At 34.2% G+C, this 13,107-nt stretch carries 12 protein-coding genes; 11 read left to right on the top strand and 1 reads right to left on the bottom strand.

Annotated features, from left to right (window positions below; genetic code table 11):
• The first annotated feature begins 7 nt into the window (after positions 1–7).
• The 11 genes from BUC06_RS18375 to BUC06_RS18325 all read left to right on the top strand — a co-directional run bounded on the left by BUC06_RS18375 (position 8) and on the right by BUC06_RS18325 (position 12,249).
• Positions 8–904 (top strand): cation diffusion facilitator family transporter, encoded by an 897-nt coding sequence (locus BUC06_RS18375; protein ID WP_073335450.1) that lies wholly within the window; start codon positions 8–10, stop codon positions 902–904.
• 312 nt (positions 905–1,216) lie between these two features.
• A complete protein-coding gene (locus BUC06_RS18370; RefSeq protein ID WP_228423827.1) occupies positions 1,217–2,971 on the top strand; it encodes an LTA synthase family protein in 1,755 nt (584 codons plus the stop codon).
• 37 nt (positions 2,972–3,008) lie between these two features.
• Positions 3,009–3,461: an MgtC/SapB family protein gene (locus BUC06_RS18365; RefSeq protein WP_073335448.1), complete on the top strand. Its 453-nt coding sequence runs from the start codon at positions 3,009–3,011 to the stop codon at positions 3,459–3,461.
• A 34-nt stretch (positions 3,462–3,495) separates the two neighbouring features.
• Positions 3,496–5,544, top strand: a complete 2,049-nt coding sequence (locus tag BUC06_RS18360; RefSeq protein ID WP_073335447.1) for a heavy metal translocating P-type ATPase — start codon at positions 3,496–3,498, stop codon at positions 5,542–5,544.
• Positions 5,545–5,726: 182 nt separating this feature from the next.
• On the top strand, positions 5,727–6,542 hold the full coding sequence (locus BUC06_RS18355) for a phosphatase PAP2 family protein (protein WP_228423825.1): 816 nt from the start codon (positions 5,727–5,729) through the stop codon (positions 6,540–6,542).
• Positions 6,543–6,975: 433 nt separating this feature from the next.
• Positions 6,976–7,158: a hypothetical protein gene (locus BUC06_RS18350; protein WP_073335446.1), complete on the top strand. Its 183-nt coding sequence runs from the start codon at positions 6,976–6,978 to the stop codon at positions 7,156–7,158.
• 227 nt (positions 7,159–7,385) lie between these two features.
• Entirely contained in the window at positions 7,386–8,270 is an 885-nt protein-coding gene (locus BUC06_RS18345) for a DUF3347 domain-containing protein (protein ID WP_073335445.1), read from the top strand.
• Positions 8,271–8,282: 12 nt separating this feature from the next.
• Positions 8,283–8,807 (top strand): DUF305 domain-containing protein, encoded by a 525-nt coding sequence (locus tag BUC06_RS18340; RefSeq protein ID WP_073335444.1) that lies wholly within the window; start codon positions 8,283–8,285, stop codon positions 8,805–8,807.
• 35 nt (positions 8,808–8,842) lie between these two features.
• Positions 8,843–9,505: a DUF3347 domain-containing protein gene (locus BUC06_RS18335; RefSeq protein ID WP_073335443.1), complete on the top strand. Its 663-nt coding sequence runs from the start codon at positions 8,843–8,845 to the stop codon at positions 9,503–9,505.
• 1 nt (position 9,506) lies between these two features.
• The gene (locus tag BUC06_RS18330) at positions 9,507–9,956 is read left to right on the top strand and encodes a heme-binding domain-containing protein (RefSeq protein WP_073335442.1); all 450 of its coding nucleotides are present in this window, start codon (positions 9,507–9,509) and stop codon (positions 9,954–9,956) included.
• 22 nt (positions 9,957–9,978) lie between these two features.
• Positions 9,979–12,249 carry a multicopper oxidase domain-containing protein gene (locus tag BUC06_RS18325; RefSeq protein ID WP_073335441.1) on the top strand — a complete coding sequence of 757 codons (2,271 nt, stop codon included), beginning with the start codon at positions 9,979–9,981 and terminating at the stop codon, positions 12,247–12,249.
• Between the two features lie 280 nt (positions 12,250–12,529).
• Here the strand turns inward: BUC06_RS18325 and BUC06_RS24450 are convergent, their stop codons facing one another.
• Positions 12,530–12,697, bottom strand: a complete 168-nt coding sequence (locus BUC06_RS24450) for a HEPN domain-containing protein (RefSeq protein WP_083564123.1) — start codon at positions 12,695–12,697, stop codon at positions 12,530–12,532.
• Positions 12,698–13,107 lie beyond the last annotated feature (410 nt).

The raw sequence follows: 13,107 nt of genomic DNA, 5'->3' as shown, positions 1-13,107 counted from the left end.
TAAAATTATGAGTGACATAAATAAACAGACTGTATCATCATCAAGCAGGCATAAGAAAAATTTACTAATTGTCTTGGCACTTAGCGGGACCTATCTGATAGCTGAAGTGATTGGAGGAATTGCAACAAAAAGTCTTGCGTTGCTTGCAGATGCTGCTCACATGCTGACGGATGTTGTCGGTTTACTCTTAGCATTTATTGCCATCAAAATTGGTGAGAGAAAGGCCAGTCCTGAAAAGACATTTGGGTACTATCGCACAGAAATTTTAGCTGCTGTGATTAATGCTGTTGTACTTTTGGGTATTTCATTATTTGTTTTATATGAGGCGTTTCAGAGATTTAAAAATCCACCTGAAGTACAAAGTGGCTCTATGATGATCGTTGCAGGAATTGGTCTTGTGGTCAATATCATCGGTATTCTTATTATCAGAAAGGATTCCAATGAAAGCCTTAACATGAAAGGGGCTTATTTTGAGGTTCTATCGGATATGCTGACATCGGTAGGAGTGATGATTGCGGGCGTTATTATGCTGACAACACAATGGTATTATGCAGATCCGATCATTTCTGCGGCAATAGGTCTATTGATCATTCCCAGAACCTTAAAGTTGCTTATGGAAGCGGTAAATGTTTTGCTGGAAGGTACGCCGAAAGATGTAGATATCAGCAAGCTTCGAGCGTCACTGGAAGAACTTCCCGGAATTAAGAAACTCCACGATTTACATGTATGGTCACTGACATCAGGTGTTAATGCCATGAGTGCTCACGTGATTGCAGATGATAACAAAAATCGTAATGAACTCTTGCAAATATTAGTAGATAAAACAACGACTAATTTTAAAATTACTCACACTACCTTTCAAATAGAATATGAGGGGTATAACGATATTGAAACACACTTATAGGATTGAGATTAAATAGATTAATAAGGATGACCAAAGCATGATTCAAGGTCCTATATCATTTACACAGTAATAATTAATCATATATGAAACTTCCCTATGCAAATAATTAAATTTACGAGAAGTACTTACAGCTTACTGTTTAACTTTTTCTTTTTATATATTATCATATCCTTTCTTCTTAGAGTAGGATTATCCTTTTCCAGCCTAGAAAAAGCTGATCTTACTTTTCTTTCATTTTTTAAAATATTAGCTCTGGGATTTTTATTTGATATAGGTGTCGGTGTGTTTTTTGTGCTACCATACAGTCTTTATATGCTTTTATTTCCTCAGAAATATAATAATTCGTTGCTCAATAGAGTTATTACTTTTATTTGTTTTACAATAGCGGTTCTTATCTTATTATTTTCATTTTTTGCTGAAATAACATTCTGGCAGGAATTTGAAAGCCGATTTAATTTTATTGCGGTTGATTACCTGATTTATACTTACGAAGTAGTCAATAATATTAACGAGTCATATCCTTTACCATTGCTTATTACAGCCATGTTAATAATGGCTTCTTTAGTATTTTTATTTTTCTATAAAAGGCAATACTTTACTTATAATTTTACCGGAAGTACATCTTTTTTACAAAGGTGTACTGTCTTTTTCGGATTGCTTTTTATTTCGATCACCTACGCATTTTTTATTGACAATAGCTTGGCAGAGAAGAGTGAAAACAGGTATCAGAATGAGCTGTCAAAATCAGGAATCTATTCTTTTTTTTCTGCTTATAAAAATAATGAGATCAACTATGAGCACTTCTATAAACTTATTGATAATCAGGAGGCTTTTAACATTGTAAGAAATGATCTGCACGAATCCAATTCACATTTTTTATCAAAAGATTTCTCAATCTCACGCAAAATTGAGGGAGCTGATTCATATGAGAAGCCAAATGTTATTATGATCACCTTAGAAAGTTTCAGTGCAGACTTTATGAAAATATTTGGCAGCAATCAGAATCTGACCCCCATATTGGATTCATTGGCGAACCGCAGCATTTTATTTACGAATATGTATGCTACTGGAACAAGAACTGTGCGAGGCATGGAAGCGCTTTCACTTGCCGTTCCCCCTACACCGGGGAATAGTATTGTTCGTAGGAAAGAAAATAATAATCTTACTACCGTAGGATCAATTTTCAGTCAGAAGGGATACGATACTTCATTCTTGTACGGAGGTGACGGTTATTTCGATAATATGAATAAGTATTTTGGTAATAATGGATATACAATTGTTGATCGGAAAAGAAATTCTTTTGTAGAAGAAGATTATCAGTCTCCAAGGATTCCAATCGATGAAAAAAATATCACTTTTGAGAATGCTTGGGGTGTTTGTGATGAAAATCTATATGATCAGGTGATTAAGCAAGCAGATCAAAAATTTGCAGTAGGAAAACCCTTCTATGATTTTGTAATGAACACTTCCAATCATCGTCCTTATACATATCCTGATGGGAAGATTAATATACCCTCAGGATCAGGAAGGGAGGGAGCCGTGAAATATACTGATTATGCAATCGGTCAGTTTTTTAAAAAAATTAAGAATAAACCATGGTATAAAAATACCATTGTCGTCATAGTTGCTGATCATTGTGCAAGCAGTGCAGGTAAAAATGATATTGATGTACAAAAGTATCATATCCCTGCAATGGTTATCAACGTAAACAACAAAGAACCATTCAGAATTGACAAAATGTGCTCTCAGATCGATTTGTATCCTACACTTTTTTCCCTTTTAGGATGGACTTATAATAGTAATCTTTATGGGAAAAACGTATTGAGCGATACTTACACTCCCAGAATATATGTAAGTACCTATCAGAAACTCGGTTATATGGAAGGCAATAAACTGGTCATTCTTGGCCCACAGCAAAAAACAGAGACGTATTTATATGATAAAGTGACAAACAAACAAAATCCGGAGATTTTGTCTGAGCAATATGTTAAAAAAGCGATAGCGAATTATCAGACAGCCTATTATCTTTTTAAAAACAATGGATTAAAACAGAGATCTATAAAATGAAATAAGTTAATAACTGAAAATAATAAATTTATATTAAATGGATCTAAAATTTGAACTTTTACTTGCCGGAAAATTGTTATTGGCACTTTTGTTTGGTGCAGTAATAGGTTTTGAAAGAGAAACCGCCCACAAAGATGCTGGCGTCAGGACTTTTAGTGTACTGTGTATGGCTTCCTGTTTATTTGTAGCCGTCGCTTCACATCTTACAGATGATAAATCTGCGATAGCAAGAATGTTGGCTGCAATCCCTGCCGGTTTAGGATTCATTGGAGCAGGCCTGGCATTTAAAGACAGTTCCAAAAGCATGCAGGGTCTCACAACATCAACTGCTCTATGGGCTGCCTCTGCGATAGGGTCTGCACTTGCTTTGAATATGTTTTTATTATCTTTTTTAGCAACAATTTTAACCTTGTTTATCTTAAGTCTAAACAAATTTGCCTGGTACAAAAAAATTCTAAAAATCGGAAGTAAATCAGGTCAAGATATATAAAAAGTAACTTTACAATTATTAAATAAATATTATTATGGAACATAAACACACCTACGACGAGAATGGAAAGCAGCTCTGCTGTACTCCACAAGAAGGCAAAATTTATAATGATGCCGGAGCAAAAAAATTAGTTGAAGAAGACGGATGCTGCACTCCAAAGAAAAAAAAGGATGAGCATAAACATACTGATGATGATGGACATGACCATGGAGAAGTTGATAAAACAGCGTTTCAGATGTTTTTGCCTGCGATTATTTCTTTGGTATTTTTGTTAGCGGGTATTGCATTGGATAATTACATTAAACCTGAATGGTTTAAAGACTGGGTTCGCATTGTTTGGTATGGTGCTGCTTACCTGCCGGTAGGCCTTCCTGTCTTAAAAGAGGCTTTTGAAAGTATAAAACAAGGTGACGTGTTCTCTGAATTTTTTCTAATGAGCATTGCAACTATAGGCGCATTCGTCATCGGGGAATTTCCAGAAGGAGTAGCGGTTATGCTGTTTTATGCAGTAGGTGAGGTTTTTCAGACTTTGGCTGTGTCGAGAGCTAAGACTAATATTAAGGCACTTTTAGATCAACGTCCTGATGAGGTGACCATTATTGAAAATAATCAGCCTAAAAAAGTAAAAGCTGCTGAAGCAAAAATCGGCGATACAATTCAGCTAAAATCAGGAGAGAAACTGGCATTAGATGGGGAATTGATCTCAGACTCTGCCTCTTTCAACACTGCAGCATTAACAGGAGAAAGTAAACCTGATTCTAAAAATAAAGGCGAGACAGTTTTGGCCGGAATGATCAATATGAACAGTGTAGCTTTGGTCAAAGTCAATACAGCTTATGAAGACAGCAAACTCAGTAAAATCTTGGAACTTGTACAGAATGCAACAGCTCAGAAAGCGCCGACTGAACTTTTTATTAGAAAATTTGCAAGAATATATACACCAATCGTAGTTGCGTTAGCCGTTTTGATCTGCCTAATACCTTATTTCTTCATTGATGATTATGTTTTCAGAGATTGGTTGTACAGAGCATTGATATTCTTAGTGATTTCTTGCCCGTGTGCGTTGGTGATTTCTATCCCGCTTGGCTACTTCGGAGGAATAGGGGCAGCTAGCCGTAACGGTATTTTGTTTAAAGGAAGTAATTTTTTAGATAAGATTGCTGAGATCCAGAATGTTGTGATGGATAAGACCGGAACAATGACAGAAGGTGTTTTTAAAGTTCAGGATGTTAATATCAAAGGAGAACTTGATGAGAATGAAATTCTCCAAATGGTCAATATTGTTGAAAGTAAAAGTACCCATCCTGTGGCTACAGCTGTTCATGAGTATGTAGGAGAAATCAACAATTCAATCAATTTAGAAAATACTGAAGAAATTGCAGGGCATGGTCTAAAAGCGAGAGTGAATGGCAAAGAAATCCTGGTCGGTAATTTTAAACTACTTGATAAATTCAAGATAAGTTATGACGTAAATCCTTCCGAGATAGTTTACACGGTCATAGCCATTGCATATGATGGGAAATATGCAGGATTCATTACCATTGCTGACCGCATTAAGGACGATGCAAAGCAAGCAGTTGAAAAACTTCATCGTTTAAATGTAAAAGCGACTATGCTCAGCGGCGATAAAACTACTGTGGTAAGGTATGTGGCAGAACAAATCGGAATTGACAATGCCTTTGGAGATCTACTTCCCGAAGATAAAGTAAACAAAGTCAAAGAGATCAAAGCGAGAAATGAAAGTGTAGCTTTTGTTGGTGATGGCGTAAATGATGCGCCAGTTGTAGCATTAAGTGATGTTGGAATTGCAATGGGAGGACTTGGTAGCGACGCGACTATAGAAACTGCCGATGTTGTTATCCAGGATGATAAACCTTCAAAAATACCTATGGCGATCAATATTGGTAAAAAAACCAAAAGAATTGTGTGGCAGAATATCATTCTTGCTTTTGTGGTAAAAGCTATTGTGCTAGTACTTGGAGCTGGTGGTCTGGCTACAATGTGGGAAGCAGTATTTGCTGATGTCGGAGTTGCTTTGATTGCTATTCTTAATGCAGTAAGGATTCAGAGAATGAAATTTTAGAAGAGATTGAATACATAAAAAATAACACAATTTGTGGTATCCTGTCTTCTGAGGATACTCAATTCTAAGAATTATTTCTCAAGTCATATCATTCGATTTAGTTCCCATAATTTATGGGAACAGTAGCATTACATTTAAATGTTGTAGTAAGAAATTAAAGGAAATTATTAATAAATAGGAACATGCAACACTCAAAATTTGTATATCATATGAGGCATTTTATAAAGAGATTTACGCTGCTGATTATTTTACTGAAATTTTCTTTAAGAATTTATGCCCAGGATAGTTTGTATTTACAAAATGTGGCTCAAAAAGATTCTTTAATAAGAATTGATTATTTAGATTATAAAAAACTCGTTATCCCGGTTAGCTTAATATCGGCAGGTGCGATCAGTTTTGCGATTCCTGCTATAAAAAAAATTGATATTAGTGTAAGAAGAGAAGTAAAAGAACACGAATTAAGTAATTCAAAATTAGATAATTATACTCAATTTATTCCTGCTGCGATGGTTTATGGATTAAATATAGCAGGTATAAAAGGAAAACATAATTTTAAGGATCGCACCATTATTTTAGCAATTTCACAGACTTTCACTTCAGCAATTGTAATTCCATCAAAACTTCTGATAAATGAGGAGCGTCCGGATAATTCAAATAATCTTTCATTTCCTTCAGGACATGCAGCAATCGCATTTTCAACTGCACATTTTATGTTCAATGAATATAGGGACAGTAATTATTGGATAAGTCTTTCGGGGTATCCATTTGCAGTTTTTACAAGTATTTACAGAATAATCAATAATAAGCATTGGGCTACAGATGTCCTGGCCGGAGCCGGTATCGGAATTCTTTCCACCGAATTAGCGTATTGGCTATATCCAAAACTCACAATTTTATTTAAAGGCAAAAATAAAAAGACATTATCTATGATTTCTCCTTACTTTCAGAAGAGTTACCAGCAGAAGAGTTTTGGCCTTAATTATCAGCTATTTTTTTAAAATACGGTATTATGGGATTTAAAAGAAGATTTAGAAGAAGAATAACAAGAAGGGGAAAACATAGACTTTCTTCGGAGGATATATTCTGTTTGATAGTCTTAGTTATTATGTTTCTCTCCATGATAATTTATGGAGTTCAGAGATTTCTTCATCCCACAAAACCTCATCATTCTAAATATCATCACAGTAAAGAATAAATTATTTTAGCTTACATTCCTAAAACTCTAGAAATAATTTTTGACTATAGAAAGACAATAAATGTTGACAATTGAAAAATTATATCTGAAATTACCAGCTTCGAATTAAAGAATGGAAGAATATAGCAATAAAAAGAAATAATTTCATAATTTTGTAGTGTTGAAAAATTTAAGTAAACATATCAATTGGATTTTTTTTCTGTGTTTGGGCTTTTTCCTAGTGCCAAGCATAAGCTATGCTTGTGCCAAAAAAACAGCCAATTCAGAACAAAAAAGTTGCCCAAAAGACCAATCTGCAAAAGCAGAACATAAAAGTAGTTGCAAGGACAAGTCCTGTAAAAAATGTAAGGATGGTCACAACTGCGATGGCAATTGTAAACACGGCTCTTGTGGATGTAGTGCTTCTTCATCTTCTGTAAGCTTAACAATACCACTTGATTTAAAAGTCACAAACCCTTTTGCTGAAATTAAAAAGCAAAAAATCGCTTTCAAGCAAATCTATTATTCTTCAGGTTACTCTTCCATTTGGCAACCGCCTAAAATAAGCTAAAACGATGGCGTGTTAGCCATACGTGTGCCTTGTCGAAAACTAAATCAAGTTTTCGCAAACTCTTCGTATATCTTATTAAAATTAAAAAAAATCAAAATGAAATCAATATCAAAAATATTGATGGTAATCACCGTATTACTATCAACCGTAAATAGTTTTGCACAAATTAAAAATGCAAAAATAGAAACCGTAAAAATATATGGCAATTGTGAAATGTGTAAAGCCACAATTGAAAAAGCAGGAAATGTAAAAAATGTAGCCACAGTAGAATGGAATAAAGACACCAAAATGGCTGTACTTAATTATGATGATAAAAAAACAACTCAGGATGAAATACTGAAACGTATCGCATTGGCAGGTTACGATAGCGAAAAGTTCTTAGCGCCTGATGATGTTTATGCCAAACTTCCGGGATGTTGCCAATACAACAGAGAATTAAAGCCAGTTGCAAAAGTTAAGGGTGATGGTATGAATATGAAAAATGAACACGCCAACCATAACCAAAGCGATATGGTTCAAAAAAACAAGGATGCAGCCCAAACTACACCCCAATTAAAAGCTGTTTTTGATAATTATTTTTCGGTAAAAGATGCCTTAATAAAAACTGATGCAGGTACTTCATCTGCAAAAGCTACAGAATTGATAAAAGCGATCAAAGCGGTAGAAATGACAAAACTTTCTACAAAAGAACATAACGTTTGGATGGAAGTGATGAAGGATTTAACAGCAAATGCTGAAAAGATTGCTACATACAAAGATGTGGTAAAACAAAGAGAAACTTTCTCTTTGCTTTCCAAAAACATATACGAATTAACTAAAGCATCAAAACAAGAAGCACCTGTTTATTACCTGCATTGCCCTATGTACAATAATGGGAAAGGAGCCAATTGGTTAAGTAAAGAAGAAGCAATCAAAAATCCGTACTACGGTTCTAAAATGCTTACCTGTGGCAGTGTACAAGAAACCATTAATAACAAATAAAACCTTATTGTTATGGAAAATACAGAAAAGCAACTTGCTATGCAACACCATACTACAGATGAGGGGCATAATGCTAAACATTCTTTAGCAATGTACAAACGCTTTGCAATTATGGCGGTTATAATGTTCGTAGCAATGTATTTCATTATGTTCGCTATGATTGACGGTTTGCAGAACCTTATCCTGAACATCAACAATTTATATATGACCTTGCTGATGATTTCTGCAATGTTGATTATTGAAATCTGGATAATGAATGGTATGTATGAAAACAAGAAAATCAATTGGGCCATTATAATAATTTCTGTTGCAGTAGGTCTCTTTTCATGGTTTGGCATTCGGGAGCAGTTATTTGTTGGTGATAAGGAATTTGTAAAAGGTATGATACCGCACCACGCAGCGGCAGTATTAATGTCTGAAAAAGCAAACCTTACCAACCCCGAACTGATACAATTGCAAAAAAACATACTCAAAACCCAAGCAGAAGAAATCGAATTTATGAAGCGAAAGCTGAAAGAATTTGAAACAAATAAGTGAAAAATCATTCTTTAATAACTTTAAATATCATTACAATGAAAAATATATTTTTCTCCATCATAACACTAGCAATAGTGGCATTAGTAATAGTTTCCTGCAATCAGTCTTCCAATAAAAACAACAACCAGCAAGCTAATGATAGCACTGCGATTGCTGAAACTCAAAATTTGTCATTAGCAACACAAAATGATACAGTAACAGCTGTTGCTTCAAGAGATATGCTATCTCAAGAAGTGGAAAAATCCACTGTAAAGGAGCAAGCACAAAACTTTACTATCGCACCTATAGTAAAGGATTATTTTGTATTAAAAAATGCGCTTGTTGCAGATAATGATAAAGCAGCATCCAGTGCAGGCAAACAGTTGTTTAGCACCCTAAATAAGGTAGATATGAAAGCCATACCTGCAAATAAGCATAAGGAATATATGGAGATTGCGGAAAATGCAAAAGAAAACGCAGAGCATATTGGCGACAATGCAGGAAAGATAGATCATCAAAGAGAGCATTTCGCATCGTTGAGTAAAGATGTTTCCGACCTTATTACCCTGTTTGGAACTACGCAGAAACTATATCAAGATTATTGCCCAATGTACAATGATGGTAAAGGTGCTGTTTGGATTAGTGAAGCCAAAGCAATCAAAAATCCTTATTACGGCAATAAGATGCTTACGTGTGGTTCAGTAAAGAAAGAATTGTAAAATGAAAAAAGTTGTAAAAATAATTATCGCAATAGTGTTGTTTATTTTTATTGCAATTCAATTTTATCAACCTGCCCTTAATATAGATAAAGGGCAGGTTTACACAACCGATTTTACCCAAGTCTATAAAATGCCTGTTGAAGTAAAAGCGATGTTTCAAACCTCCTGCTACGATTGTCATAGCAACAATACCAACTATATTTGGTACGATTATGTACAGCCTGCAAGAACATTGGTAGAGAACCACATCAAAAGCGCAAAAGAGGATTTGAATTTTAATGAATGGGGTACATACTCAAATCGAAAGCAAGAAAGATTACTAAACTCAATAAAAGAACAAATCGAAACGAAGCAAATGCCTGTACCCTCATATACATTGATGCATAAAAATGCAAAATTGAATAATGAGAACATCAAAACATTAACCAATTGGTTAGAGCAGCAGGAATAAGTTTCATTAATAAAATATCAAAATGAATATACAAAAAGAAATATCAGAAAAGTTGCTACAAGTAGTTTTGATACTACTTTGTACGCAATCTTTATTTGCACAAAAGGTAGTCCGCTATGATTTGTATGTAAAAGACACGCTTGTTAATTACGCTGGTAAAGAAAAAAGAGCCATTGCAGTAAACGGGCAAATACCAATGCCTACACTTACTTTCACAGAAGGTGATACTGCTGAGATTGTAGTACACAATCAATTAAAAGAAAGTACCTCGTTGCACTGGCACGGTGTGTTTTTGCCTAATAAAGAAGATGGAGTGCCTTGGCTGACTCAAAAGCCTATTAAGGCAGGTACAACTTATACCTATCGTTTTCCTATTATACAGCACGGAACACATTGGTATCATTCCCATTCTGGTTTGCAAGAGCAGATTGGGATGTATGGAAGTTTTGTAATGAAAAAGCGCAATAATGATAAAACCTTTAGAAAAGGAATTGACGATTTACCAACCGTACCCATCATTTTAAGCGAATGGACAAATCTTAATCCAGATAATATCAACCGGATGTTGCATAATGCCAATGATTGGGCAGCTATCAAAAAAAATGCAACCCAGTCTTATGCAGAAGCCATTAAAGAAGGACAGTTTAAAACCAAAGTAAAAAATGAATGGAAACGACTGACAGCAATGGATGTAAGCGATGTTTACTATGATAAAATATTAATAAATGGAAATCACACTACCGATTTAAAAACAGTTGATGGCAAAATACTAAAAGCAGGCGACAAAGTACGTTTACGTGTATCAAACGGTGGGGCATCTTCTTATTTTTGGCTACGCTATGCTGGTGGTAAAATAACCGTAGTTGCCAATGATGGTAATGATGTAGAACCTGTTGAAGTAGATAGATTAATCATCGCCGTTTCTGAAACTTACGATGTCGTAGTAACAATACCTGATGATGGTGTTGCCTATGAATTTTTGGCCACAACCGAAGACCGAACACAATCTGCAAGCTATTTTGTGGGCAACGGTATTAAGCAATTGATCTCACCACTTCCGAAATTGAAATATTTTGAGGGTATGAAAATGATGAATGATATGATGAAGATGAATGGCGACTTAGATGATATGGGAATGAAAATGAGCTTGAACCAAATGGATATGAATGTAGTGATGTACCCAGAAATTACTGGAGATGCAAAACCTAAGCAAGACCATAGCCAACACAATATGAATATGGATAACGACCCCAATCGTTACAATGCAAATGCTTTGGGAGATATTAAGACCCTGAATTACGCAATGTTGCAATCTCCTCACAATACTGAACTTCCTAAGGATGCTCCGGTGAAAGAATTGAAATTTACCCTCACTGGAAATATGAACCGCTATGTGTGGAGTATGGATAATAAAATACTTTCAGAAGTTGATAAAATACCTGTAAAAAAAGGAGAAATTCTACGCATTACCATTCATAATAATTCAATGATGCGGCACCCAATGCACTTACACGGTTTCGATTTTAGAGTGATTAATGGCAAAGGCGAAAAATCACCACTCAAAAATGTTTTGGATATAATGCCAATGGAAACCGACACGATAGAATTTCTTGCAAATGAAGAAGGAGACTGGTTTTTCCACTGCCATATCTTATATCATATGATGTCGGGAATGAACAGGGTTTTTGCGGTAGATGACTATCAAAACACTAATTTACCTAATAAAAAACAAGCTTACAATATGTTGCAGAAAGAAAGCAATATGCCCCATTTTATGGCACAAAATGATTTTGCTACCAATGGAAATGATGGTGATGCAATGATACAAAATGCAAGATGGAGTTTAGGCACAGAATGGCGTTTAGGTTACAATGATATGCACGGTTACGAGGTAGAAACACACTTGGGCAGGTACATCGGTAAAATGCAATGGTTTATGCCATTTATTGGTTTTGACTGGCGTTACCGTAAAATGGGCATAGATGAACACGAAACAAATTTATTTGGACAGAAAAACGAAAAAGATACACGAAGAGCCTTTAGTTTAGGTTTCATGTATACGTTACCAATGTTGGTCAATTTTCAAGCAGAAGTTTATCATGATGGTATTGTCCGCTTGTCTTTAATGCGAGAAGACATTCCTGTTTCTAAGAGATTAAGAGCAGGTTTTATGGTTAATACCGATATGGAATATATGGCAGAATTAAAATATATTATCAATAAAAATATGGGTATCCGTACACATTATGATAGTGATATGGGATTTGGTATGGGTTTATCTTTTAATTATTAAATAAAACTTATTTAATATGAAAAAATACTTAGTCTAAATAGATAAGGTGGTCTATTTTTCGCACATTATAAAATCTTTTTATAATGTGAAGAGATATTTTCTCATTGAAGTTGTCAGTGAAAATTTAATATTGTTATAATTAAAAGATTATAAATAGGAAATAAGCATAGCAACAAAATGAATGATAACGTTTATACAAACAAAACTATGCTATAAAATTACAGTCCCGAAATTATTTCGGGACATTTTTATTATATGAATTAAAAACCAATAAACGTAATCAATTATAAACTCCTATTCTTAAGCCAAGATATTTTACTGCTTTTTCGACTGCTTGATGATAAAAATATATTGCATTACTAAATATATTGTTATTAAAAAGCAACTCTGCAATATTAATATCATTTCGAGCTAGTTGTAATAAATCGTTCTTGGTTATGTCTTTCAAATATCAGTAAGTAAATATAAATGTTTATTAGTAGTTAAAGTATGTTTTTTAGGCTAACAGATTTGTAATCTTAGCTATTTAAACTATAACTATCTGCAACATTTCTTTTTAAAAGAAGTACAAAAAAAGTCCTCGAATAAATCGGGGACTAAAAACTAATAACCATGAAACTCAGATTAACTGGGAATCATTGCAAATATATAAATTTACATCAAAAGAAATGGTTTTAAAGTGGCAATCAATCTGATGTTTATATATTCTTGATTACCAATAAGAATTTTAATGAATCAGTTTTATTTCTAAGAATTTACTATTGCCTCAATATTGGCAATGTAATATTGCTTTTACTAAAGAAGAATTTATAAATTCTTCAACAAAAAATAATGTAAAATTTGCACTGTACCGATTAT

The sequence above is a fragment of the Chryseobacterium carnipullorum genome, from assembly GCF_900142785.1.
Classification (GTDB): Bacteria; Bacteroidota; Bacteroidia; order Flavobacteriales; family Weeksellaceae; genus Chryseobacterium; species Chryseobacterium carnipullorum.
The sequence above is the reverse complement of the archived record's forward strand: the minus strand, read 5'-3'. Positions and strand labels throughout refer to the sequence as shown.

Excerpts from the sequence above, each read along its gene's own strand:
- BUC06_RS18375 (WP_073335450.1), top strand. The coding sequence starts at position 8 with ATGAGTGACATAAATAAACAGACTGTATCATCATCAAGCAGGCATAAG.
- BUC06_RS18370 (WP_228423827.1), top strand. The coding sequence starts at position 1,217 with ATGCTTTTATTTCCTCAGAAATATAATAATTCGTTGCTCAATAGAGTT.
- BUC06_RS18365 (WP_073335448.1), top strand. The coding sequence starts at position 3,009 with ATGGATCTAAAATTTGAACTTTTACTTGCCGGAAAATTGTTATTGGCA.
- BUC06_RS18360 (WP_073335447.1), top strand. The coding sequence starts at position 3,496 with ATGGAACATAAACACACCTACGACGAGAATGGAAAGCAGCTCTGCTGT.
- BUC06_RS18355 (WP_228423825.1), top strand. The coding sequence starts at position 5,727 with ATGCAACACTCAAAATTTGTATATCATATGAGGCATTTTATAAAGAGA.
- BUC06_RS18350 (WP_073335446.1), top strand. The coding sequence starts at position 6,976 with ATGCTTGTGCCAAAAAAACAGCCAATTCAGAACAAAAAAGTTGCCCAA.
- BUC06_RS18345 (WP_073335445.1), top strand. The coding sequence starts at position 7,386 with ATGAAATCAATATCAAAAATATTGATGGTAATCACCGTATTACTATCA.
- BUC06_RS18340 (WP_073335444.1), top strand. The coding sequence starts at position 8,283 with ATGGAAAATACAGAAAAGCAACTTGCTATGCAACACCATACTACAGAT.
- BUC06_RS18335 (WP_073335443.1), top strand. The coding sequence starts at position 8,843 with ATGAAAAATATATTTTTCTCCATCATAACACTAGCAATAGTGGCATTA.
- BUC06_RS18330 (WP_073335442.1), top strand. The coding sequence starts at position 9,507 with ATGAAAAAAGTTGTAAAAATAATTATCGCAATAGTGTTGTTTATTTTT.
- BUC06_RS18325 (WP_073335441.1), top strand. The coding sequence starts at position 9,979 with ATGAATATACAAAAAGAAATATCAGAAAAGTTGCTACAAGTAGTTTTG.